This window comes from gamma proteobacterium symbiont of Lampromicra miyakona (assembly GCF_059730895.1).
This window is the reverse complement of sequence record NZ_AP035932.1, coordinates 3,249,107-3,273,470: the sequence shown is the minus strand read 5'-3', so window position 1 is coordinate 3,273,470 and position 24,364 is coordinate 3,249,107. Positions and strand designations below refer to the sequence as shown.

The 24,364-nt window shown below is 58.9% G+C and carries 22 protein-coding genes and 1 riboswitch; of the genes, 13 read left to right on the top strand and 9 right to left on the bottom strand.

The features are described from left to right. The first annotated feature begins 26 nt into the window (after positions 1-26). Positions 27-791 carry a DedA family protein gene (locus AC6I8P_RS15390; protein WP_058759640.1) on the top strand — a complete coding sequence of 255 codons (765 nt, stop codon included), beginning with the start codon at positions 27-29 and terminating at the stop codon, positions 789-791. Here the strand turns inward: AC6I8P_RS15390 and thiQ are convergent. The 4 genes from thiQ to sgrR form a co-directional block, all read right to left on the bottom strand. Beyond that, a complete protein-coding gene (gene thiQ, locus AC6I8P_RS15385; protein WP_498030718.1) occupies positions 788-1,489 on the bottom strand; it encodes a thiamine ABC transporter ATP-binding protein ThiQ in 702 nt (233 codons plus the stop codon). The two genes, AC6I8P_RS15390 and thiQ, sit on opposite strands and share 4 nt — an antisense overlap. Then, positions 1,473-3,083, bottom strand: a complete 1,611-nt coding sequence (gene thiP / locus AC6I8P_RS15380) for a thiamine/thiamine pyrophosphate ABC transporter permease ThiP (RefSeq protein ID WP_498030717.1) — start codon at positions 3,081-3,083, stop codon at positions 1,473-1,475. Before thiP ends, thiQ begins: the two co-directional genes overlap by 17 nt. Then, complete coding sequence (thiB, locus tag AC6I8P_RS15375; RefSeq protein ID WP_104188104.1) at positions 3,059-4,045, bottom strand: thiamine ABC transporter substrate binding subunit; 987 nt, start codon at positions 4,043-4,045, stop codon at positions 3,059-3,061. The genes thiP and thiB overlap by 25 nt, the downstream gene beginning before the upstream one ends. A 46-nt stretch (positions 4,046-4,091) precedes the next feature. Further along, positions 4,092-4,185, bottom strand: a riboswitch (TPP riboswitch). Positions 4,186-4,255: 70 nt separating this feature from the next. Beyond that, a complete protein-coding gene (gene sgrR / locus AC6I8P_RS15370; RefSeq protein ID WP_498030716.1) occupies positions 4,256-5,917 on the bottom strand; it encodes an HTH-type transcriptional regulator SgrR in 1,662 nt (553 codons plus the stop codon). Positions 5,918-6,171: 254 nt separating this feature from the next. Between sgrR and AC6I8P_RS15365 the strand changes: the two genes are divergently transcribed. After that, positions 6,172-7,353 carry an MFS transporter gene (locus tag AC6I8P_RS15365; RefSeq protein ID WP_021507575.1) on the top strand — a complete coding sequence of 394 codons (1,182 nt, stop codon included), beginning with the start codon at positions 6,172-6,174 and terminating at the stop codon, positions 7,351-7,353. Positions 7,354-7,444: 91 nt separating this feature from the next. On the opposite strand, the gene leuD is transcribed toward AC6I8P_RS15365, so the two are convergent. The 5 genes from leuD to leuL form a co-directional block, all read right to left on the bottom strand. Then, positions 7,445-8,050: a 3-isopropylmalate dehydratase small subunit gene (gene leuD / locus AC6I8P_RS15360; RefSeq protein WP_058759635.1), complete on the bottom strand. Its 606-nt coding sequence runs from the start codon at positions 8,048-8,050 to the stop codon at positions 7,445-7,447. 3 nt (positions 8,051-8,053) lie between these two features. Further along, a complete protein-coding gene (gene leuC, locus AC6I8P_RS15355) occupies positions 8,054-9,460 on the bottom strand; it encodes a 3-isopropylmalate dehydratase large subunit (RefSeq protein WP_058759634.1) in 1,407 nt (468 codons plus the stop codon). A gap of 4 nt (positions 9,461-9,464) precedes the next feature. Next, positions 9,465-10,556, bottom strand: coding sequence for a 3-isopropylmalate dehydrogenase (leuB, locus tag AC6I8P_RS15350; RefSeq protein ID WP_058759633.1), 1,092 nt, complete (start codon positions 10,554-10,556; stop codon positions 9,465-9,467). A gap of 2 nt (positions 10,557-10,558) precedes the next feature. Beyond that, positions 10,559-12,121, bottom strand: coding sequence for a 2-isopropylmalate synthase (gene leuA / locus AC6I8P_RS15345; protein WP_021507571.1), 1,563 nt, complete (start codon positions 12,119-12,121; stop codon positions 10,559-10,561). 93 nt (positions 12,122-12,214) lie between these two features. Further along, positions 12,215-12,298 (bottom strand): leu operon leader peptide, encoded by an 84-nt coding sequence (leuL, locus tag AC6I8P_RS15340; RefSeq protein ID WP_125308910.1) that lies wholly within the window; start codon positions 12,296-12,298, stop codon positions 12,215-12,217. Between the two features lie 132 nt (positions 12,299-12,430). Between leuL and AC6I8P_RS15335 the strand changes: the two genes are divergently transcribed. The 11 genes from AC6I8P_RS15335 (at position 12,431) to mraY (ending at position 24,362) form a co-directional block, all read left to right on the top strand. Continuing rightward, complete coding sequence (locus tag AC6I8P_RS15335; RefSeq protein WP_498030715.1) at positions 12,431-12,610, top strand: hypothetical protein; 180 nt, start codon at positions 12,431-12,433, stop codon at positions 12,608-12,610. Positions 12,611-13,029: 419 nt separating this feature from the next. Continuing rightward, positions 13,030-14,754, top strand: a complete 1,725-nt coding sequence (gene ilvI, locus AC6I8P_RS15330; protein ID WP_031279705.1) for an acetolactate synthase 3 large subunit — start codon at positions 13,030-13,032, stop codon at positions 14,752-14,754. Between the two features lie 2 nt (positions 14,755-14,756). Continuing rightward, positions 14,757-15,248: an acetolactate synthase small subunit gene (gene ilvN / locus AC6I8P_RS15325; RefSeq protein WP_010615603.1), complete on the top strand. Its 492-nt coding sequence runs from the start codon at positions 14,757-14,759 to the stop codon at positions 15,246-15,248. Positions 15,249-15,445: 197 nt separating this feature from the next. After that, on the top strand, positions 15,446-16,456 hold the full coding sequence (gene cra, locus AC6I8P_RS15320) for a catabolite repressor/activator (RefSeq protein ID WP_010615604.1): 1,011 nt from the start codon (positions 15,446-15,448) through the stop codon (positions 16,454-16,456). 492 nt (positions 16,457-16,948) lie between these two features. Next, positions 16,949-17,407 (top strand): division/cell wall cluster transcriptional repressor MraZ, encoded by a 459-nt coding sequence (mraZ, locus tag AC6I8P_RS15315; RefSeq protein WP_021507569.1) that lies wholly within the window; start codon positions 16,949-16,951, stop codon positions 17,405-17,407. A 2-nt stretch (positions 17,408-17,409) separates the two neighbouring features. Continuing rightward, complete coding sequence (gene rsmH / locus AC6I8P_RS15310) at positions 17,410-18,351, top strand: 16S rRNA (cytosine(1402)-N(4))-methyltransferase RsmH (RefSeq protein ID WP_021507568.1); 942 nt, start codon at positions 17,410-17,412, stop codon at positions 18,349-18,351. Beyond that, positions 18,348-18,668: a cell division protein FtsL gene (ftsL, locus tag AC6I8P_RS15305; RefSeq protein WP_021507567.1), complete on the top strand. Its 321-nt coding sequence runs from the start codon at positions 18,348-18,350 to the stop codon at positions 18,666-18,668. The genes rsmH and ftsL overlap by 4 nt, the downstream gene beginning before the upstream one ends. Before the next feature lie 16 nt (positions 18,669-18,684). Then, positions 18,685-20,454 carry a peptidoglycan glycosyltransferase FtsI gene (locus AC6I8P_RS15300; protein ID WP_021507566.1) on the top strand — a complete coding sequence of 590 codons (1,770 nt, stop codon included), beginning with the start codon at positions 18,685-18,687 and terminating at the stop codon, positions 20,452-20,454. Next, positions 20,441-21,928 carry a UDP-N-acetylmuramoyl-L-alanyl-D-glutamate--2,6-diaminopimelate ligase gene (murE, locus tag AC6I8P_RS15295; RefSeq protein WP_498030714.1) on the top strand — a complete coding sequence of 496 codons (1,488 nt, stop codon included), beginning with the start codon at positions 20,441-20,443 and terminating at the stop codon, positions 21,926-21,928. Before AC6I8P_RS15300 ends, murE begins: the two co-directional genes overlap by 14 nt. After that, the gene (murF, locus tag AC6I8P_RS15290) at positions 21,925-23,286 is read left to right on the top strand and encodes a UDP-N-acetylmuramoyl-tripeptide--D-alanyl-D-alanine ligase (protein WP_104188111.1); all 1,362 of its coding nucleotides are present in this window, start codon (positions 21,925-21,927) and stop codon (positions 23,284-23,286) included. The genes murE and murF overlap by 4 nt, the downstream gene beginning before the upstream one ends. Further along, the gene (mraY, locus tag AC6I8P_RS15285; RefSeq protein ID WP_021507563.1) at positions 23,280-24,362 is read left to right on the top strand and encodes a phospho-N-acetylmuramoyl-pentapeptide-transferase; all 1,083 of its coding nucleotides are present in this window, start codon (positions 23,280-23,282) and stop codon (positions 24,360-24,362) included. Before murF ends, mraY begins: the two co-directional genes overlap by 7 nt. Positions 24,363-24,364: the final 2 nt, after the last annotated feature.

Below are 24,364 nucleotides of genomic sequence, written 5' to 3'. Positions count from 1 at the left end.
GCCTCTATATTCCGCAGAGGATAGTTATGGAAGCCTGGATCCAACACCTGTTTACGCAATCGCTGGAGTACGCGCTGATTGCCGTGGCGCTGGTGACCTTTCTTGAGTCGCTGGCGTTTGTCGGCCTGCTGCTGCCGGGAACGGTCCTGATGGCCAGCCTCGGCGCGCTGGTGGGCAGCGGACAAATCGGGCTCTATCCGGCGTGGGCCGCCGGGCTGGCCGGCTGTCTGATTGGCGACTGGGTGTCGTACGGCATTGGCTGGAAATTCCAGGGACCGCTGCACCGCTGGAAATACCTGCAAAAATACAAAGGGCTGCTGGATAAAACCGAGCACGCGCTGCATCAGCACAGCATGTTTACCATCCTCGTGGGGCGCTTTGTCGGACCGACGCGTCCGCTGATTCCGCTGGCGGCCGGCATGCTGGAGCTGCCGGTGCGTAAATTCCTGCCGCCGAACATTATCGGCTGCATCCTGTGGCCGCCGGCCTACCTGATGCCGGGCATTCTGGCGGGCGTGGCGATCGACGTGCCGCAGGCGGCGCAGGGCGACAGCTTCAAATGGCTGCTGCTGGCGGTGGCGCTGCTGCTGTGGATCGGCGGCTGGCTGCTGTGGCGCTGGTGGCGCAGCGGCAAAAGCGTCGACTGGGCTACGCCTTATCTGCCGCAGGCGCGGCTGCGCTGGCTGGCTCCGCTAATGGCGCTCATCGGCGTGGGTGCCTTTATTGCGCTATTGTTCCACCCGATGATGCCAATTTTCCTGCAGCTGCTGTGGAAAGTGTTCTTCGCTTAACGCGGCTGGACGCCAAGGATGGCGGCCGCCGGGCTTTCACCGCGCAGCAGGCTGGCGGTGCTGCCATCCCAGTATACCCGACCGTCAACAATCACCAGGCTGCGTGACGCAATCTGCTGCGCATCCTCCAGACTGTGCGACACCATCAGCAGCGTGATAGTGCGCGCCTCGCACACCGCGCGCACCAGCTGTAACATCTCGCTGCGCAGCGCCGGATCGAGTGCCGAAAACGGTTCGTCCAGCAGCAGTACCGGCTGATTGCGCAGCAGGCAGCGCGCCAGCGCCACACGCTGCCGCTGGCCGCCGGAGAGCTGGCCGGGCAGACGCGTCAGCATCGATTCCAGCCCGGTTTGCGCCGCAATCTGCTCTACCTGCTTCTGCTGTTGGCGCGTCAGCTTCAGGCCGGGATGCAGGCCCAGCCCCAGATTTTGCTGCACCGTCAGGTGCGGAAACAGATTGTTCTCCTGAAACAGCATCGATACCGGCCGCGCGGCAGGCACGCTGCGGGTGTGGTCGACGCCATCGATCAGCAGGCTGCCCTGGCTCACCGGCAGAAAGCCGCCGAGCAGGCTCAGCAGGGTACTTTTGCCCGCGCCGCTCGGGCCGAGAATGGCGAGACGTTCACCGGCCTGTGCGCTAAAGCTGAAGCGCATCGGCAGATGCTGGTAGAGATAAGTAAGGTTATTCAGTGTCAGCATGGCGACCCGGTAATTTTTCCATCAGCGTAAACAGCAGCAGGCATAACAGCAGCAGTAGCAGCGCGGTCACCGCGCCATCGGCACCGCGATAGGCGCCAATCTGCTGGAACAGATAAAACGGCAGGGTGCGGAAATCGGCGCTGCCGAACAGCGCCACCACGCCGAAATCGCCAATCGACAGCACGCAGGCAAAGGCCAGCGCCTGTGCCAGCGGACGTTTCAGCGCCCGCAGTTCAATCAGCCGCAGGCGAGTAAACCCGCTAATACCCAGCGAGGCGCACAGCTGAGCGTAGCGCGCGCTGAGGTCGCGCATCGGATTTTCCAGCACTTTCATCGCGTAGGGGATGGCGATCAGCGCGTTGGTGAAGATCACCAGCGCATCGGCGCGCTGCGGCAGGCCAACGGTGGCGTTGAACAGCAGAAAGAACCCGCTTGCCAGCACGATGCCCGGCATCGCCAGAATCAGCATTCCGCTGAGTTCCATGGCCTGCGCGGCGAAGCGCTGCTGACGCTGGCGCAGTTCGCGACTGCTCCACAGCAGCATCATGGTCAGCAGCACGCACAGCACACCGGCACCGAGTGCGATACGCAGCGACGTCCACGTGGCCTGCCACAGCGCGGGCTGTTGCAGCGCGCCGGCAATGCCGCCGCGTAAGCCGTCGACCAGCACCGCCGCCAGCGGTGGCAGCAGTAACAGCAGCGCCAGCGTAATCAGCAGCGTATCCGCGACGCGTGCGTGCCAGGAATCCTGCGGATCGCGCCAGCCGCGCACCGTCTGGCTACCGGCCGGAATCGCTTTACTGAAGCGCTGGCTGAGCAGCACCAGCAGCAGACAGCAGCCGAGCTGCAGTAATGCCAGCAGCGCGGCGCGGCCGGGATCGTAATCAAAGCTAAGCGCCTGATAAATGGCCAGCTCCAGCGTGGTGGCCTGCGGACCGCCGCCCAGTGCCAGCACGGTGGCAAAACTGGCGAAGCACAGCATAAAGATCAGCGCCGCCGTTGGCAGCAGCGGACGGCGCAGCCACGGCCACTCCAGCAGGCGAAACAGCGGCCAGCCGCGCAGACCGAGCTGCGCCGCCAGCTGGCGCTGCTCGCCGGGAATGCTCTCCAGCGCCTGCAGCAGCATGCGCGTCGCCAGCGGCAGATTAAAGAACACGTGCGCCAGCAAAATACCCTGCAGGCCATAGGGCGAGAAGTGATAATCGATACCGACTTTGGCACACAGCTGCGCCAGCCAGCCGCTGCGCCCATAGACGCTCAGCAGACCGAATACGGCGACCAGCACCGGCAGCACCAGCGTCATGGCGCACAGGCGCAGCAGCAGGGTGCGGCCGGTAAAACGGCGGCGATAGAGCGCGCGGGCCAGCAGAATGGCTGGCAGCACCGAAAGCAGCGCTGACAGCAGCGCCTGTTCAAAGGAGAACGCCAGCACATGGTGCAGATAGCTATCGCTGAGCAGCGCGCGCCAGTCAGTGGCCGGCGCGGCAAGCAGCAGGGCACCGAGCGCCAGCAGCGCGACCGCACACAATAGCAGTGCGCTAAGCGCTCCGGGCAGCAGCCAGCCGGGCATCAGCGGCTGACGGCGCGCTGCCACGCGCTAATCCACGCCGCGCGATGGTCAGCCACCTCTGTCGGGGTGTATTGCAGCGCATTAGCAGGCACCGGCAACGCCTGATAACCGGCGGGTAAATCGCTTTTGATCACCGGATACATCCAGTTGCCGGTGGGAATGGTGCTCTGAAACGCTGGCGACACCATAAACTGCATGAATTGCTGCGCCAGCTGCGGCTGTTTGCTGCTGGCGAGCTGCGCGCCCACTTCTACCTGCAGATAGTGACCTTCGCTGAACGGCGCGGCGGCGTAGTTATCCTTTTTCTCTTCAATAATGTGGTAAGCCGGCGAGGTGGTGTAGCTCAGCACCAGATCGCTTTCGCCTTTGAGGAACAGACCATAAGCTTCGCTCCAGCCTTTGGTGACGGTCACGGTTTTGCTGGCCAGCTTCTGCCAGGCCGCCGGCGCGTCATCGCCGTACACTTTCTGCATCCACAGCAGCAGACCGAGCCCCGGCGTGCTGGTACGCGGATCTTCATAAATCACCCGCCATTTTTCCGGGCTTTCGACCAGCTCCTTCAGGCTGTGCGGCGGATTCTTCAGCTTGTTTTTGTCGTAAACGAACGCGAAGTAGCCGTAATCAAACGGGATAAAAGTGTCATTGTGCCAGCCGTCCGGCAGCTGCAGTGCACGGGTATCCACCGTGCTTTTGCTGAACAGGCCGGTTTTTTCCGCCGCCTGAATCAGGTTATTGTCCAGCCCCAGCACCACGTCGGCCTTGCTGTTCTTTCCTTCCATACGCAGGCGATTAAGCAGCGATACGCCATCCTCCAGCGCCACATAGTTCAGCTCACAGCCGCACCGGGCCTCAAAGGCTTTTTTCACTGCCGGACCGGGGCCCCAGTCGGCGGCGAACGAGTCGTAGGTATACACGGTGAGGACGGGTTTGGCCGCCAGAGCCGGCGCAGCGATCAGCAGCAACAGGGGCAGAACTTTATTTAACACTTTGCGTTCCTTAAGGAGAAGGTAAGGTTGCGTCGCAAAGGATCTGAGGGCGGAGCATCTCAAATCCCTACGCCGGTACGAGCCGGATCAGGTTCGACGGGTCTCTCTCAGCCAGTTAACCGGCACCCCGTTGAGAACGACATATTCTAGACATTTACAGGACAACGCGAAAGGTTCACCTGCCGGTCGTGTTGTCTGATGCTGCCCTTTTTACAGCTCCGGCGGGGCGAACCAGGCGGACTTGAAGTCAAACCAGCCGAGCGTGTTCAGCCGCACGCCACGCATGCTGCGCTGGCCCTCCAGCAGCAGCCAGTGATGAAACAGCGGATGCAGATAGTCGCTGTTTACCAGCTGTTTGCTCCACTCCGCCAGCGGCAGCGCTTTCTCACGCCAGCGCGCGGCGTCGGCCTGCCAGTCCAGCGGGATACAGTGATGCATCAGCGGTAGCTCGTAGAGCTGAGCGAACAGGGCGTAGTCGAGCGGCAGGGTAAAATTGACGCTGCCCAGCCAGATGTCACTCTCGCCCGCGCCGTCGAACCAGCTTTCGTAGCTCACTTCGCGGGTAATCAGCTCGACGCCCTGCTGCGCCAGCAGCGGCCGCAGCGCATTGGCGATGCCCTCGTGTTCGACATGGTGGCTGTACCAGCTGAGCGTCAGCTGGGTCACGCCGCCGGGCTTGTGGGCTGGGGTGATATCGCGCCGATGGTGCCAGCGCGGCAGCAGGCCATAAGCCGGGAACCAGTAGCGCTGATAGCCGACGCCGGCATGATTAAGCAGCGCGATAGGATTAAGCAGATCGCTCACCCAGCGGCGGAAACCGGCATCGCGCCCGCGTTCAGAGCGCTGATCGAACAGCAGAAAATAGCAGCCCTCTTCGAGGCGACTCTCTTCCGATTTTTCGTCGTCGTTTTCGCCTTCCAGTTTTACACCGGCGTAGACCAGCTCATCGCTGATCTCCGGCAGCACCCAGATCGAGACATCATCAATCAGCGCGCGGTAGCCGAAGTAGTCATCAAACGCGGCGATTTTCAGCTGGGTTTGCTGATTGCGCACCACGCTGTACGGACCGGTGCCAATAGGCTGACGGGCGAAGTGGCGCAGCGTCGGCCACTCACGCGGCAGAATCATGGCGCTGACGCTGGCCAGCAGCCACGGCAGCCAGCAGTCCGGCTGGCTGAGATGGATATCCAGCGTCCACGGCGCCGGCGAGTGCAGTTGGTCGATATGCGAAAACAGCGGCTGGCTGCGCACCCGGTCCAGCGAGGCGATGACATCCTCCATCTCCAGCTCGCGACCATGATGAAAGCGGATTGCCGGCCGCAGGAAGAAGCGCCAGTGCAGCGGAGAGGTTTGCTGCCAGTGATGGGCGATATCGGCGGCGATTTCCCCCTTTTCCTCATTTATACGCGTCAGGCCGCTGAATATCTGTCGCGCCAGATGGGTTTCTGAACGGCGCAGCGGCGAGCCGGGCAACAGGTTAGGCAGGGGCCGGTAGTAGAGCACGCGCAGAATATGCTTACCCTGGCGAAAGCTGCGGCCAAGGTGCGCGGCAATCATCTGCCGCACCTGGTTTTTATCGCCCACCAGTTGCACCAGCTGGTCGATGCGATCCTGCTCCAGCAGGTCTTCGGCGCGCTGCTGCTGTAGCGCCAGTCCGGTGTAGCAGAAGCTCAGCAGCGAGCGTTTACCGCGGCCGGCTTCAGCCTGCCAGATCAGCCAGCCCGCCGCCTGCATGGCGTTCATCAGGTTACGCATGTGGCGGCGTGAGCAGTGCAGCAGTTCGGCCAGCTCGCTCAGCGTGGTTTCCTGATCCTGGCCCTGACAGTGTTGCCACAGGCGAATGAATTGCTGTTGCAGACGCGCAGAGGACATAAAAGGGGAACTCCTTCTCGACTTCGCTCAGTTTTTCCTGCCCCATATTAGAGGCATACTGGCGGGCAATGGAAGAGCGGGAGGCATTCAGCAATGAATGGCGCTCTGCCAGCGGTTCCGCCGACGTGGAACCTTTTCTGAGTAGGGTGCAATTTCACCGCCAGCGGAGTTTTTCTCTGCTGGCTTTTTTCGTTTTGCTGTGGAATCTTCTACGCTGTTTTTTTCCCGGTCTTTTTCCTCAAAGGGATTTCTGCATGAAATCGCTGTTACCGCGGCCGCGCCGCCTGAATCCGGTTTACCTCTCCTTTATGGCGGTGTCGTTTATGGTCGGCGTGGCGGGGGCGTTACAGGCGCCGACGCTCAGCCTGTTTTTGACGCGTGAGGTGCAGGTGCGGCCGTTCTGGGTCGGCCTGTTCTTTACCATCAACGCCGTCGCCGGGATTGTGATCAGCCTGCTGATGGCGAAGCGTTCGGATAACCGTGGCGATCGCCGTCATCTGATCCTGTTTTGCTGCCTGATGGCGGTGGCCAACGCGCTACTGTTTGCCTTTAACCGTCACTATCTGACGCTCATCACCCTCGGCGTGCTGCTGTCGGCGCTGGCCAGCGTGGCGATTCCGCAGATCTTCGCGCTGGCGCGTGAATATGCCGATCAGTCGGCGCGTGAAGTAGTGATGTTCAGTTCGGTGATGCGCGCGCAGCTGTCGCTGGCGTGGGTGATTGGGCCGCCGCTGTCGTTCGCGCTGGCGCTCAACTACGGCTTCGTCACGCTATTCTGCGTGGCGGCGGTGATTTTTCTGCTGAGTATGCTGCTGATCTGGCGCACGCTGCCCTCGGTGCCGCGCATCGCCGCCACGCCGGAGCAGGTGCTGATGCAGCTCAGCCCGTGGAAAGACAGCCAGGTGCGGCTGCTGTTTATCGCCTCGGTGGTGATGTGGGCGTGTAATACCATGTATATCATTGATATGCCGCTGTATATCAGCGCAACCCTTGGCCTGCCGGAGAAGCTGGCGGGTCTGCTGATGGGCACCGCCGCCGGGCTGGAGATTCCGATCATGCTGCTGGCCGGCCATTACGCGAAGCGCTACGGCAAGCGCAAGCTGATGCTGCTGGCGCTGGTAGCGGCGATTGTGTTTTATCTCGGGCTGGTGCTGTTCCGTTCTCAAACCGCGCTGATGGTGCTGCAGCTGTTTAACGCCGCGTTTATCGGCATCATCGCCGGTATTGGCATGCTGTGGTTTCAGGATTTGATGCCGGGGCGCGCCGGTGCGGCGACCACCATGTTCACCACCTCGATTTCAACCGGGTTGATTATCGCCGGCCTGATCCAGGGGATACTGAGTGAGCGCTTTGGTCATGAGTCGGTGTACTGGCTGGCGTTAGTGATGGCGGTGGTGGCGCTGGTGCTGGCGGCGCGGGTGCGCGATGCGCGGTGAGGGCGGTGTGGAGATTGAAGGTCGCCATCAATGGCGACCAAATTACTGACGCGTTTGCTGTAGGGTGCGCCTTGCTGCGCACCGGGTAACCTTAACGCAGAAACGCTGGCTGGCTGGATTCGTAGCTGGCGATGGACGCTTCATGCTGCAGCGTCAGGCCAATGCTGTCGAGGCCGTTGATCATGCAGTGACGGCGGAAGCTGTCGATTTCAAAGCTATAAACCTTGTCGCCGGCGGTGACGGTCTGCGCTTCGAGATCCACGGTGAAGCGGATGCCCGGCTGCGCGGCCACCAGTTTGAACATCTCATCGACCTGCTCTTCGCTCAGCTTCACCGGCAGCAGCTGGTTGTTAAAGCTGTTACCGTAGAAGATGTCGGCGAAACTCGGCGCAATCACCACGTGAAAACCGAAGTCGGTCAGCGCCCACGGCGCATGTTCACGCGAGGAGCCGCAGCCAAAGTTCTCGCGCGCCAGCAGGATGCTGGTGCCTTTGAACTCCGGCTTATTCAGCACGAAGCTGGCGGTAGGCTGGGTGCCGGCGTCATCATCAAAACGCCAGTCGTGGAACAGGTGCGCGCCAAAGCCGGTGCGCGTCACTTTCTGCAAAAACTGCTTCGGGATGATGGCATCGGTGTCGACGTTTGCGGCATCCAGCGGGGCCACAATCCCGGTGTGTTGGGTAAATTTGTTCGCCATGGCTTAAGCTCCCTGAGTCAATTCACGAATGTCGGCAAAACGACCGGTTACCGCCGCCGCAGCAGCCATCGCCGGGCTCACCAGATGGGTGCGACCGCCGCGACCCTGGCGACCTTCAAAGTTACGGTTACTGGTTGAGGCACAGCGCTCGCCCGGATTCAGACGGTCGTTGTTCATCGCCAGGCACATCGAACAGCCCGGCAAACGCCACTCAAAACCGGCTTCGAGGAAGATTTTGTCCAGGCCTTCGGCTTCAGCCTGCGCTTTCACCGGACCGGAACCCGGCACCACCATCGCAACCACGCCCGGCGCCACTTTGCGGCCTTTGGCGATCGCGGCAGCCGCGCGCAGATCTTCGATACGTGAGTTGGTGCAGGAACCGATAAACACTTTATCGATCGCTACCTCAGTCAGTTTGATGCCCGGCTGCAGATCCATATAAGCCAGCGCTTTCTCGGCGGAAGCACGTTCAACCGGATCGGCAAACGAGGCCGGATTCGGGATGGCCTGATCCACGGCCATCACCTGGCCTGGATTGGTGCCCCAGGTGACCTGCGGCGCGATATCGGCAGCATTCAGGGTCACAACGGCGTCAAACTGCGCGTCGCTGTCGGATTTCAGGGTGCGCCAGTAAGCCACCGCCTGCTCCCACTGCTCGCCCTTCGGCGCGAACTGCTTGTCTTTCAGATAGGCAAACGTGGTGTCATCCGGTGCTACCAGGCCCGCTTTGGCGCCCATCTCAATCGCCATGTTGCACAGCGTCATGCGGCCTTCCATGCTCAGTGCTTCAATCGCCGGGCCACAGAATTCAACCACGTGACCGGTGCCGCCGGCGCTGCCGGTTTTACCGATGATCGCCAGTACGATGTCTTTGGCGGTGATGCCCGGCGCAGCTTCGCCCAGCACTTCAATCTTCATGGTTTTCGCCCGGCCCTGTTTCAGGGTCTGGGTGGCGAACACGTGCTCCACTTCGGAGGTGCCGATACCGAACGCCAGGGAGCCGAAGGCGCCGTGCGTTGCGGTGTGCGAGTCGCCGCAAACGATGGTCATGCCTGGCAGCGTCATGCCCTGCTCGGGACCGATCACGTGCACAATGCCCTGGAACGGGTGGTTCAGGTCATACAGCTGAATGCCGAACTCAGCACAGTTCTTCATCAGCTCCTGCATCTGAATACGCGCCATCTCACCCGAGGCGTTGATGTCTTTGGTCTGGGTGGAAACGTTGTGGTCCATGGTGGCAAAGGTCTTCGACGGCTGGCGCACTTTACGGCCGTGCGCACGCAGACCGTCAAACGCCTGCGGCGAGGTGACTTCGTGAATCAGGTGACGATCGATATACAGCAACGGCGTTTCGTCTGGCGCTTCGTGAACGACATGTGCATCAAATAACTTCTGGTATAAGCTTTTCATTTTGTTATTTTTCCTCGCTGATGTAACCGGCAATGATGCTGCCCATTTCATCGGTGCTCACGGCAGGGCCGTCACCGGCCAAATCACGGGTGCGATGGCCCGCTTCCAGCGCACGGCTTACCGCGCGTTCAATGCTATCCGCAGCGGCGTCAGCGTTCAGGCTGAAACGCAGCAGCATCGCCAGCGACAGAATCTGCGCAATCGGGTTGGCGATGTTCTGGCCGGCGATATCCGGTGCGGAACCGCCCGCCGGTTCGAACAGGCCGAATCCCTCTTCATTCAGGCTGGCCGAAGGCAGCATGCCCATCGAGCCGGTAATCATCGCGCACTCGTCCGACAGAATGTCACCAAACAGATTCGAGCAGAGTAAAACGTCAAACTGCGACGGATCCTTAATCAGCTGCATGGTGGCGTTGTCGATGTACATATGGCTCAGCTGCACATCCGGATAATCTTTTGCCACTTCGTTGACGATTTCACGCCACATCACCGAGGTCGCCAGCACGTTAGCTTTATCAACGGAAGTCACTTTGTTACGACGCTTGCGCGCAGCTTCGAAGGCGTTGCGGGCAATACGCTCGATTTCAAAACGGTGATAGACCTCGGTATCAAAAGCGCGTTCATGCGCGCCGCTGCCTTCGCGGCCTTTCGGCTGGCCGAAATAGATGCCACCGGTCAGCTCACGCACGCACAGGATATCGAAGCCGCGGGCGGCGATGTCGCTGCGCAGCGGGCAAAATGCTTCCAGACCTTTGTACAGCGCCGCCGGGCGCAGGTTGCTGAACAGTTTGAAGTGTTTACGCAGCGGCAGCAGCGCACCGCGCTCAGGCTGGCCAGCCGGCGGCAGGTGTTCCCATTTTGGACCGCCGACCGAGCCGAACAGAATGGCATCGGCCTGCTCAGCACCGGCCACGGTGGCGGCGGGTAAAGGTTCACCGTGACGATCGATGGCGATACCGCCGACATCATATTCGCTGGTGGTGATGCGCATATCGAAGCGCGCGCGAATCGCGTCGAGAACTTTCATGGCCTGCGCCATCACTTCCGGACCGATTCCGTCGCCTGGCATTACCGCAATATGATAAGACTGAGTCATAGTTACACCGTTTCCTTCTGATCTTTAAATTTACGCTGCAATTCTTTTTCGACCTGCTTTGCCCGCCAGATGTTGTTCAGGGCATTCACCATCGCTTTCGCCGAGGATTCGACGATATCGGTCGCCAGGCCCACGCCGTGGAATTTACGCCCGTTGTAGTTGACCACGATATCGACCTGACCCAGCGCGTTTTCGCCGTGGCCTTTCGCGGTCAGCTTGTAGTTCACCAGCTCAGCATCGAAGCCGGTGATACGGTTAATAGCCTGGTAGACGGCATCAACCGGACCGTTACCGGTGGCGGCGTCGGCTTTGGCCTCTTCGCCGCAGCCCAGCTGCACCGACGCCGTCGCGGTGACGCTGGAGCCGGTCTGCACGTTGAATTCGTTCAGCTGGAAGTACTCCGGCTCTTCATTCTGCTTATTAATGAAGGCCAGCGCTTCCAGGTCGTAATCGAAAACCTGGCCTTTTTTGTCCGCCAGCTTCAGGAAGGCGTCGTACAGCGTATCCAGGTTGTAATCGGACTCTTTGTAACCCATCTCTTCCATACGGTGCTTCACGGCGGCACGGCCGGAGCGGGAGGTCAGGTTCAGCTGAATTTTGTGCAGGCCAATCGATTCTGGCGTCAGGATTTCGTAGTTTTCGCGGTTCTTCAGCACACCATCCTGATGAATGCCGGAGGAGTGAGCGAAGGCGTTGGAACCGACTACCGCTTTGTTGGCCGGGATCGGCATGTTGCAGATCTGGCTGACAATCTGGCTGGTGCGGTAGATTTCCTGATGATTGATATTGGTGTGCACGTTCATGATCTGCTGACGGGTTTTGATCGCCATGATCACCTCTTCCAGCGCACAGTTACCGGCGCGCTCGCCCAGTCCGTTCAGCGTGCCTTCGACCTGACGCGCACCGGCCAGCACCGCCGCAATGGCGTTACCGGTCGCCATACCCAGATCGTCATGGGTATGTACCGACAGAATCGCTTTGTCGATGTTGGGTACGCGCTGTACCAGCTGACCAATAATGTTGGCGTACTCACCCGGCAGGGTATAGCCCACGGTGTCCGGAATATTGATGGTGGTGGCGCCGGCGTTGATCGCGGCTTCTACCATGCGGCACAGGTCGTCAATCGGCGTACGGCCACCGTCTTCGCAGGAGAACTCAACGTCATCGGTATAGTTGCGCGCCCGCTTAATCATGTGCACCGCGCGTTCAATCACTTCCGGCAGCGTGCTGCGCAGTTTAGTGGCGATGTGCATCGGCGAAGTAGCGATAAAGGTGTGAATACGGAAGGCATCGGCCACGCGCAGCGATTCGTAAGCCGCGTCAATATCTTTCTCGACACAGCGCGCCAGACCACACACGCGGCTGTTTTTGATGGTCCGGGCAATGGTCTGCACGGATTCGAAATCACCCGGCGAAGAGACCGGAAAACCGACTTCCATTACATCCACGCCCATCCTTTCCAGCGCCAGGGCGATCTGCAGTTTTTCTTTAACACTCAGGCTGGCCTGTAAAGCCTGTTCGCCGTCGCGCAGAGTGGTATCGAAAATTATTACTTGCTGGCTCATGGTCATCTTCCTTTTGCATTGACTTCGCCGGTGCTACGAGCATAAAAAAACCCGCGCAGTGGCGCGGGTTTTTTAACTTTCAGCAGGTTCGAATCAGTTGTTGATTTCGCCCACGAGTCTACCGCGCAAACTGGATGCGTTAAGTAGTAGACCGAGTAGACGAAAAGAACGTGACATGAATCAAACCTCGTAAAATGAGTGCTGCACATATTGGTACTGGATTCGCCTGGCGATGTCAACCCTAAGTGAAAGGGTATTTCTCTGGCCGGAAAAGGGTGATGTGCTGGGATTATCGGTCATCACAGAGCATTGCCATTAATTAACGGTGGCTTAGCGCGTTATGCCACTTTAAAAAATCTTTTAAAAAAGGTGGGTAATTTTAAGTTGCTGAATTATATGTTTTTAGTCAGGCTTATTCGTCAGGTGGAAAAACAAGATAAAGCTTGTTGCTTAGCAGATTGTGATGTGGAAGATGGATTTAAGAGTTAATCACGCCAGAAACGCGGTAACGGAAAAAATTGTGGGCTAAACACGCTGGCAATATGAAAATCATATTTCTTACAACACGCTGTAAATAATCTGCAAACCAGCATTTTCCTCTGTCCATATGCCATCGCATTAGTTTATTCCTCCCGGGCGATAATCACGCGTCAGTGCCTTTTTTGCCACTGACAGCGCCGTGCCGCCTTATGACGTTTGCAGGCCGGGTTTTCTGCGGTTATGGTAATCGACCTACTCTCAAAAGAATCCACGCAGGTAGATTCCCTGTACCTGGAAGACGAAATGAATGGCGTCTTCTGAGCATAAACATAAGGTTTTGATCTTAATTGGCAATAAAGGGACAGATGCGAGCGGCACGCAGGATAGCGTTTGCTGGCGCAGCTGGCTCTCAAGCCTGGAGGCAGAAAATGGAGATGTTGTCAGGAGCCGAAATGGTCGTCCGTTCGTTAATCGATCAGGGCGTTAAGCAGGTATTCGGTTATCCGGGCGGTGCGGTGCTCGATATTTATGATGCGCTGCAAACGGTCGGTGGTATTGACCACGTGCTGGTACGCCACGAGCAGGGTGCCGTACATATGGCGGATGGCCTGGCGCGCGCGACCGGCGAAGTCGGCGTGGTGCTGGTCACCTCAGGTCCTGGCGCCACCAACGCCATCACCGGCATTGCGACCGCTTATATGGATTCCATTCCGCTGGTGATCCTCTCCGGTCAGGTGCCGTCCTCGCTGATTGGCTATGACGCCTTCCAGGAGTGCGACATGGTGGGGATTTCGCGTCCGGTGGTGAAGCACAGCTTCCTGGTGAAAAGCACCGAAGAGATCCCGACAGTGCTGAAAAAAGCCTTCTGGCTGGCGGCCAGTGGTCGTCCGGGGCCGGTGGTGATCGATCTGCCAAAAGATATTCTGAATCCGGCTAACAAGCTGCCGTACGTGTGGCCGGAAACTGTCAGCATGCGCTCTTACAATCCGACGCTGCAGGGCCACAAAGGCCAGATCAAGCGCGCGCTGCAGACGCTGCTGGCGGCGCACAAGCCGGTAATTTACGTCGGTGGCGGGGCCATTACTTCTGGCTGCGAGGCGGAACTGCTGCAGCTGGCAGAGCAGCTGAATATTCCGGTCACCACCTCGCTGATGGGGCTGGGCGCGTTCCCGGGCACGCATCGTCAGTGTGTGGGCATGCTCGGTATGCACGGCACCTATGAAGCCAACATGACCATGCACAATGCCGATCTGATCTTTGGTATCGGCGTACGCTTTGACGATCGCACCACCAACAATCTGGCGAAGTATTGCCCGAATGCCACCGTGATGCACATTGACGTCGATCCGACCTCGATCTCCAAAACCGTCAGCGCCGATATTCCAATTGTCGGCGATGCCAGACAGACGCTGACGCAGATGCTGGAGCTGCTGGCACAGAGCGAGGCGAAGCAGGAGCTCGACAGCCTGCGTGACTGGTGGCAGAGCATTGAAGGCTGGCGCAGCCGCAAGTGCCTGGAATTTGACCGTACCAGCGACAAAATCAAACCGCAGGCGGTGATCGAAACCATTTGTCGTTTGACGCACGGCGAGGCGTATGTGACCTCGGACGTCGGCCAGCACCAGATGTTCGCCGCGCTTTACTATCAGTTCGATAAACCGCGTCGCTGGATCAACTCCGGCGGCCTCGGCACCATGGGCTTTGGCCTGCCGGCGGCACTCGGCGTGAAGATGGCGCTGCCGCAGGAAACCGTAATTTGCGTGACCGGCGACGGCAGTATCCAGATGAACATTCAGGAGCTGTCGACCGCGCTGCAGTATGACCTGCCGGTGCTGGTGCTGAACCTCAACAACCGCTTCCTCGGCATGGTGAAACAGTGGCAGGACATGATTTACTCCGGCCGCCATTCACAATCCTATATGGAATCACTGCCGGACTTCGTGCGCCTGGCGGAAGCCTATGGCCACGTGGGCATCGCGATTCAGCATCCGGCTGAGCTGGAAGAGAAGCTGCAGCTGGCGCTCGATACGCTGGCGAAAGGGCGTCTGGTGTTTGTGGATGTCACGGTGGACGGCAGCGAGCACGTCTACCCGATGCAGATTCGCGGTGGCGCGATGGATGAGATGTGGTTGAGCAAAACGGAGAGGACTTAATTATGCGTCGTATTTTATCAGTTCTGCTGGAGAACGAATCCGGCGCATTGTCGCGCGTGGTGGGGCTGTTTTCCCAGCGCGGCTATAACATTGAGAGCCTGACCGTCGCGCCGACCGACGATCCTACCCTGTCGCGCATGACCATTCAGACCGTGGGCGACCAGAAAGTGCTGGAGCAGATCGAAAAGCAGCTGCACAAGCTGGTGGACGTGTTGCGCGTCAGCGAACTGGGGCAGGGCGCTTACGTCGAGCGTGAAATCATGCTGGTGAAGATTCAGGCCAGCGGGTACGGTCGCGAAGAGGTAAAACGCAGCGCGGAAATTTTCCGTGGGCAGATCATTGATGTGACGCCGACGCTGTACACGGTTCAGCTGGCCGGCACCAGCGATAAACTCGACGCGTTCCTCAACACCGTACGTGAAGTGGCGGAAATCGTTGAAGTGGCGCGTTCCGGCATCGTCGGGGTATCACGCGGCGATCGCGTAATGCGTTAATACCGCAAAGTTATCATTGGTTTTCAAGCTAACCCGGCGGAATGCCGGGTTTTTTTATTTTATGCGCTTCGGCCGCTTGTGCATGAAAAGCGGTTGCTCAGCGTACTGTTCTGCGGTTAGATGTTACAAATGTTTTACCCTTAGCTACTCTGCGGACATTTTCGCCAGCCCTGGCTTATCAGAATTAAGGTGTCATCGTGAAACTGGATGAAATTGCGCGCCTGGCGGGCGTGTCGCGCACCACGGCGAGCTATGTCATCAATGGCAAAGCGCGGCAGTATCGTGTCAGCGACAAAACCGTTGAGAAAGTCATGGCGGTGGTGCGTGAGTACAACTATCACCCCAACGCGGTGGCTGCGGGCCTGCGCGCCGGACGCACCCGTTCGATTGGTCTGGTGATCCCCGATCTGGAAAACACCAGTTATACCCGCATCGCCAACTATCTTGAACGCCAGGCGCGTCAGCGCGGCTATCAGCTGCTGATTGCCTGTTCCGAAGATCAGCCGGATAACGAAATGCGCTGCATTGAGCATCTGCTGCAGCGTCAGGTGGATGCGATCATTGTCTCCACGTCGCTGCCGCCGGAACATCCGTTCTATCAGCGCTGGGTCAACGATCCGCTGCCGATTATCGCGCTGGACCGCGCGCTGGATCGTGAACACTTCACCAGCGTGGTCGGTGCCGATCAGGATGACGCGCAGGCGCTGGCGGCTGAATTGCGTCAGCTGCCGGTGAAAAACGTGCTGTTTCTCGGCGCGCTGCCGGAGCTGTCGGTCAGCTTCCTGCGTGAAATGGGTTTCCGCGAGGCGTGGCAGGGCGATGAACGCCCGATCGATTTCATCTATTGCAACAGCTTTGACCGCGCCGCTGCGGCGACGCTGTTTGAAAAATACCTCGAAGACCACGCGATGCCCGAAGCACTGTTTACCACCTCGTTTGGCCTGCTGCAGGGGGTGATGGACGTGACGCTGAAGCGTGACGGCCGCTTGCCAACTGACCTGGCTATTGCGACTTTCGGCGACCACGAATTATTAGACTTTCTGGAGTGCCCGGTGCTGGCGGTAGGGCAGCGCCATCGCGATGTTGCTGAGCGTGTGCTGGAGCTGGTGCTGGCTTCGCTGGATGAGCCACGCAAACCGAAGCCAGGTTTAACCCGTATTCGCCGTAATTTATTCCGCCGCGGACAATTAAGTCGTCGCGCTAAATGAAGCGTCGGGCGAGACGTCGCCCGCGCTAATTTCTCTCATCCCTATTTAACCAGACGCACACGGGCGTAAAAAAGCGTAAATTATCATCGCCCCGGCTAACGAATTATCGGCGCTGGATTTTCTTATTTGTTTACATCTTCAGCAATCGCGCATAGCAGAGCTGACGCGATGGTGCTGGGCTTCCTTTCAGAAATCCCCTAAAATGCCGCCGCCGTCGCAGATTGGGGCAGAATAATCGCAGCGGTAAAATTGCGCTAATTTTCACCGATAAATCTGACGCAAATTTTTTTTATACTGTTATTCATCAGGTTAATTTTAAATTGACCATTCATTCTCCTCTTATTCTTCTCTCCGGTTAATTTCATTCGGTGTAAAGAGTGATATTCACTTGCCGTTGCGGCTTGACAAGGATTTCATCGGCTCCGTAAACTCGTTTCGTGGTAAAAAGTGGGATAAAGTGGTGAAAACGGGTAACTGAGGGGTAGGGCTGGCATGTTCCGTGGAGCAACGTTAGTCAATCTCGACAGCAAAGGGCGCCTGGCGGTGCCGACGCGTTATCGCGAATTGCTGCTCGCAGAGTCTCAGGGTCAAATGGTTTGCACCATTGACCTCCATCAGCCCTGCCTGCTGCTTTATACCCTGCCCGAATGGGAAATTATTGAGAAAAAACTGGCCCGGTTATCCAGTATGAATCCGAACGAGCGTCGCGTGCAGCGTCTGCTGTTAGGACATGCCAGCGAGTGCCAGATGGATAACGCAGGCCGTTTACTGCTGGCGAATACGTTGCGCCAGCATGCGAGCCTGACCAAAGAAGTGATGCTGGTTGGACAGTTCAACAAGTTTGAGCTGTGGGATGAACAGACCTGGTATCAACAAGTTAAGGACGATATTGACGCAGAACAGTCAGCTCAGGAGCCTTTATCTGAGCGGTTGCAGGACTTGTCGCTATAGCTATGCAGGAAAATTTTAAACACACCACGGTGCTGCTGGATGAGGCGGTTAACGGCCTTAATATCAGGGAAGACGGCATTTATATTGACGGTACCTTTGGTCGCGGCGGTCACTCACGCCTGATCCTGTCGCAGCTTGGCGCGCACGGACAGTTACTGGCGATCGATCGCGATCCGCAAGCCATAGCCGCAGCCGCTGAGATAAAAGATCCACGTTTCTCGATTGTGCACGGGCCGTTTTCAGCGCTGGCTGAGTATGTCGAAGAGCGCGGACTGACCGGCAAAATCGACGGCGTACTGCTGGATTTGGGCGTCTCTTCACCTCAGCTGGATGACGCCGAGCGCGGTTTCTCCTTTATGCGCGACGGGCCGCTGGATATGCGTATGGATCCGACGCGCGGTCAGTCGGCAGCCGAGTGGTTGCAGAGCGCGGAAGAGGCAGACATTGCGTTTGTGCTGAAAACCTACGGCGAAGAGCGCTTCGCAAAACGCATCGCCCGCGCCATCGTCGAGCGCAACCGGGAACAGCCGATGACGCGCACCAAAGAGCTGGCCGATCTGATTGCGGCGGCAACGCCGGTAAAAGACAAGTTTAAGCATCCGGCGACGCGCAGCTTCCAGGCGATACGCATCTGGATCAACAGTGAGCTGGAAGAGATCGATATCGCGCTGAAAGGGGCATTGACGGTGCTGGCACCGGGCGGGCGTTTATCCATCATCAGCTTCCACTCGCTGGAGGATCGGCTGGTGAAGCGCTTCATGCGTGACCAGAGCCGTGGTCCGCAGGTGCCGGCCGGGATTCCGATGACCGAGAGCCAGCTGAAAGCGCTGGGCGGACGTGAACTGAAAACCCTCGGCAAGCTGATTCCTGGCGAAGCCGAAGTCAAAGACAACCCGCGCGCGCGCAGTTCGGTCCTGCGTATCGCTGAGAGAACCGCATCGTGATTGGCAATGAGCGTCACAGCCTGCCCGGCGTCATTGGTGGCGATCTGCTGCGTTTTGGCAAGATCCCGCTGCTGCTGCTGATCGCCGTGCTGGTTTCTTCGGTGCTGGTGGTGACCACCACGCATAAGACCCGTCTGCTGACGGCGCAGCGTGAGCAGCTGGTGCTGGAGCGTGATGCGCTGGATATCGAATGGCGCAACCTGATCCTCGAAGAGAATGCGCTGGGCGATCACAGCCGGGTAGAACGGATAGCAACCGATAAGCTGCAGTTGCAGCATGTTGATCCTTCACAGGAAAATATTGTGGTGCAGAAATAAGGAATCGCAGACCTCAATGAGTGGCGCAGGCAAAACGCTGAAGTTAAGAAAACAGGAAGATAAGGCCAGCTTTGTAAGCTGGCGTTTTGCGTTGCTGTGCGGCTGTATTCTTCTGGCGCTGGGCGGATTGCTGTCGCGCGTGGCGTGGCTGCAGGTGATCAGCCCGGATAAGCTGGTGAAGGAAGGCGATTTACGTTCGCTGCGCGTGCAGGAAGTGCCTACCGCACGCGGCATGATCAGCGATCGCGCCGGACGCCCGCTGGCGGTAAGCGTGCCGGTTAACGCCATCTGGGCCGATCCCAAAGAGCTGACCGAGCACGGCGGCGTCACCGTTGATAGCCGCTGGAAAGCGCTGTCGGATGCGCTGTCGATCCCGCTGGATCAGCTGGCGGCGCGCGTCAACGCCAACCCAAAAGGGCGCTTTATTTACCTCGCCCGTCAGGTTAACCCGGCGATTGGCGAATACGTGAAAAAGCTCAAGCTGCCCGGTATTTACCTGCGCCAGGAGTCGCGCCGCTACTATCCGGCCGGTCAGGTCACTGCCCACCTGATTGGCTTCACCAACATTGACGGCCAGGGCATTGAAGGCATCGAGAAGAGCTTTGATAAATGGCTGACCGGCGAGCCGGGCGAACGTACCGTGCGCAAAGACCGCTACGGGCGGGTGATTGAGGACATCTCCTCGGTCGACAGTCGCGCCGCGCACAACCTGACACTGAGCATCGACGAGCGCCTGCAGGCGCTGGTGTACCGCGAACTGAACAATGCCGTTGCCTTCAACAAAGCCGAATCGGGCACTGCGGTGCTGGTGGACGTGAACACCGGCGAAGTGCTGGCGATGGCCAACAGCCCGGCTTACAACCCCAATAATCTCAGCAACACGCCGAAAGACGTCATGCGTAACCGCGCTATTACCGACATCTTCGAGCCAGGTTCCACCGTGAAGCCAATGGTGGTGATGACCGCACTGCAGCGCGGCGTGGTGAAAGAGAACAGCGTTCTGAACACCGTGCCGTATCGCGTCAATGGCCATGAGATCAAAGACGTGGCGCGCTACAACGAATTGACCCTTACCGGGGTTCTGCAGAAGTCGAGTAACGTCGGGGTTTCGCGCCTCGCGTTAGCGATGCCCTCCTCAGCGCTGGTAGAAACTTACGCGCGCTTTGGCCTGGGTAAACCGACCAATTTGGGGCTGGTCGGGGAAAGTAGTGGCTTATACCCTCAAAAACAACGGTGGTCTGACATAGAGAGGGCCACCTTCTCTTTCGGCTACGGGCTAATGGTAACGCCGTTACAGTTAGCGCGAGTCTACGCAACCATTGGCAGCTACGGCATCAATCGCCCGCTGTCGATTACCAAAGTTGACCCGCCGGTGGCGGGCGAGCGTGTTTTCCCGGAAGACCTGGTGAAAACCGTGATGCACATGATGGAAAGCGTGGCGCTGCCGGGTGGCGGTGGTGTTAAAGCCGCCATCAAGGGCTATCGCATCGCGATCAAAACCGGTACCGCGAAAAAAGTCGGGCCGGACGGACGCTACGTCAATAAATACATTGCTTACACCGCGGGCGTTGCGCCTGCCAGTCGCCCGCGTTTTGCGCTGGTGGTAGTGATCAACGATCCCCAGGCCGGTAAATATTATGGTGGTGCGGTTTCTGCACCGGTGTTTGGCGCCATCATGGGCGGTGTGCTGCGCACCATGAACATTGAACCGGATGCGCTGCCAACGGTGGATAAAAACGAGTTGGTGAAGAATAAGAGAAGTGAGGAATCAAGTGACAGATCGTAACCTGCGCGACTTGCTGGCCCCTTGGGTGCCTGGCGCGCCGGCGCGTCCACTCCGTGACATGACACTGGACAGCCGCGCTGCGGCTGCTGGCGATCTGTTTATCGCCGTGGCGGGCCATCATGCTGATGGACGTCGATTTATTCCACAGGCCATCGCCCAGGGTGTGGCGGCGGTCATTGCCGAGGCTGAAGGTGAAGCCAGCGATGGTGATATCCGCGAGATGCACGGCGTCCCGGTTATCTATCTGGCTCAGCTGCCGCAGCGCCTTTCCGCGCTGGCCGGGCGTTTCTACCAGCAGCCGGCTGACAAATTAAAGCTGATTGGTGTGACCGGCACTAACGGCAAAACCACCACCACGCAGCTGATTGCGCAGTGGGCCAACCTGCTGGGCGAAACCGGTGCGGTGATGGGCACGGTGGGCAATGGCCTGTACGGCCAGCTGGTGCCGAGTGAAAACACCACCGGCTCGGCGGTGGATGTACAGCATATTCTGCACGACCTGGTCGGGCAGGGGGCTACCGTCGCCGCGATGGAAGTCTCTTCGCACGGTCTGGTGCAGCATCGCGTGGCCGCGCTGCCGTTTGCCGCCGCGGTATTTACCAATCTGAGCCGCGATCACCTTGATTATCACGGTGACATGCAGGGCTACGAATCGGCCAAGTGGCTGCTGTTTTCTGAGCATCAGGTAGGCGAGGCCATCATCAACGCTGATGATGAAGTGGGCCGCCGCTGGCTGGAAAAATTACCGGATGCCGTGGCCGTTACGCTGAGCAACAATCTGCAGCCCGGCTGTCGTGGCCGCTGGCTGCAGGCGACAGCGATCGATTATCACGACGGTGGCGCACACGTGCAGTTCAGTTCGAGCTGGGGCAACGGCGAGTTTGACAGCCGCCTGATGGGTGCCTTTAACGTCAGCAATCTGCTGCTGGCGCTGGCGACACTGCTGACGCTGGATTATCCGCTCGACACGCTGGTGGCCAGTGCCAGCCAGCTGCAGCCGGTGTGCGGGCGTATGGAAGTGTTCACCGCCGCGCACAAGCCGACGGTGGTGGTGGATTACGCACATACGCCAGACGCGCTGGAAAAAGCGCTGGAAGCGGCCCGGCTGCACTGCAAGGGCCAGCTGTGGTGCGTATTTGGCTGCGGTGGCGACCGTGACAAAGGCAAACGTCCACTGATGGGCGCGATTGCCGAACAGTTTGCCGATATCGTGGTGATCACCGATGACAATCCGCGGAGCGAAGATCCGACGGCGATTGTTAACGACATTCTCACCGGCCTGCTCGATCCGGGCCGCGCCCGCGTCATTGCAGGACGAGCGCAGGCGGTCACCCATGCGGTGATGCAGGCCAGCGCCGACGACATCGTGCTGGTGGCCGGTAAAGGCCATGAAGATTATCAAATCATCGGCAACCGCCGCCTTGACTACTCTGACCGCGACACCGTCGCCCGTTTGCTGGGGGTAATGGCATGATTCCGGTTACGCTGAAAACCCTGGCAGAGATTAGCGGTGGGCAACTGCACGGCAGCGATCTCACTATTGCGGATGTCACCACGGATACCCGTAAAGTCACCCCAGGCAGCCTGTTTGTCGCGCTGGTGGGCGAACGTTTCGATGCACACGATTTTGCCGCCGACGCTATCGCCAGTGGCGCTCAGGCGCTGCTGGTGAACCGTCGTTTAGCGGTTGACGTGCCGCAGGTGGTGGTCGCTGACACGCGTATCGCTTTTGGTCAGCTCGGCGCCTGGGTGCGTCAGCAGGCGAAAGCGCGCGTGGTAGGGCTGACCGGCTCCTCCGGTAAAACCTCCGTGAAAGAGATGACTGCGGCGATTCTGCGCCAGTGCGGTGAAACGCTGTATACCGCCGGCAATCTCAACAACGATTACGGCGTGCCGATGACGCTATTGCGTCTTACCCCGCAACACGCGTATGCCGTGATTGAAATGGGCGCGAACCATCAGGGTGAAATCGCTTACACCACCAATCTGGTGCGTCCGGAAACCGCGCTGGTCAACAATCTGGCGGCGGCGCATCTGGAAGGCTTCGGTTCACTGGCGGGCGTGGCAAAAGCCAAAGGCGAAATCTTTGGCGGCTTACCGGTACACGGCACCGCAATCATCAACGCTGACAGCAACGATCTGCCCAACTGGCAGCCGCAGTTCGCAGACAAAACCCTGTGGCGCTTTTCGCCGCAGCCGATGGCAGACGCGGAGTTCCGCGCCAGCGATATCGTACTGCGCGCTGACGCCACGCTGTTTACCCTGCACACGCCGCGCGGCGACATCGCCGTCGAGCTGCCGCTGCCGGGCCGGCACAATATCGCTAATGCGCTGGCTGCTGCCGCGCTGGCGCTGTCGGTTGACGCGCCGTTAACCGCTATCCAGTCTGGCCTTAAAACCTTACAGCCCGTTCCTGGGCGCCTGTTCCCGATTCGCCTCGCCGGTAATCAGCTGCTGCTGGATGACAGCTACAACGCCAACGTCGGTTCGATGACCGCCGCTGCGCAGGTGCTGGGCGATATGCCGGGCTTCCGCGTCATGGTGGTGGGTGACATGGGTGAGCTGGGCGAAGAAGCCGAAGCCTGTCATCGTCAGGTGGGCGAAGCGGCGAAAGCCGCCGGTATTGATTGTGTGCTGAGCACCGGCAGCTTCAGCCATTTGATTAGTGAAAGCAGCGGCCGGGGCGAACATTTCGCCAGTAAAGCTGAACTGACTGAACGTTTACGCACGCTGCTGTCCCAACATGCGGACATCACTATTTTGGTTAAAGGTTCACGTAGTGCCGCCATGGAGCAGGTAGTACAGAGCTTACAGGAGAAAGGAACATGCTAGTCTGGCTGGCCGAACATCTGGTCGCATTTTATTCCGGCTTTAACGTCTTTTCCTATCTGACGTTTCGCGCCATTGTCAGCCTGCTGACCGCTCTGTTCATCTCTTTATGGATGGGCCCGCGCCTGATCGCCTGGCTGCAGAAACTGCAGATTGGCCAGGTGGTACGTAACGATGGTCCGGAGTCGCACTTCAGCAAGCGCGGCACGCCGACCATGGGCGGCATAATGATTCTGACCTCCATCACGGTTTCGGTGCTGATGTGGGCTTATCCGTCCAATCCTTACGTCTGGTGCGTGCTGGTGGTGCTGGTCGGTTTTGGCGTAATTGGCTTTGTTGATGACTATCGCAAAGTGGTGCGTAAAGACACTAAGGGCCTGATCGCGCGCTGGAAATATTTCTGGATGTCGGTGATTTCGCTCGGCGTGGCGTTCGCGCTGTTCATCGCCGGTAAAGATACGCCTGCCACACAGCTGGTGGTGCCGTTCTTCAAAGATGTTATGCCGCAGCTCGGCCTGTTCTACGTGGTGCTGGCCTACTTTGTGATTGTCGGAACCGGTAATGCGGTAAACCTGACAGACGGTCTGGATGGTCTGGCCATCATGCCAACGGTGTTTGTCGCGGCGGGATTTGCACTGGTGGCCTGGGCGACCGGTAACGTGAAATTTGCCGAGTATCTGCACATTCCGTATCTGCGTCACGCCGGTGAGCTGGTGATTGTCTGTACCGCGATTGTCGGGGCCGGTCTCGGCTTCCTGTGGTTCAACACCTATCCGGCGCAGGTCTTTATGGGCGACGTGGGTTCGCTGGCGCTGGGTGGCGCACTGGGTACGCTGGCAGTGCTGCTGCGTCAGGAATTTTTGCTGGTGATCATGGGCGGCGTATTTGTGGTCGAGACGCTGTCGGTGATTCTGCAGGTGGGTTCGTTCAAGCTGCGCGGTCAGCGTATTTTCCGCATGGCACCGATTCACCACCACTATGAACTGAAAGGCTGGCCGGAGCCGCGCGTGATCGTGCGCTTCTGGATTATTTCGCTGATGCTGGTGCTGATTGGCCTGGCAACGCTCAAGGTACGTTAATC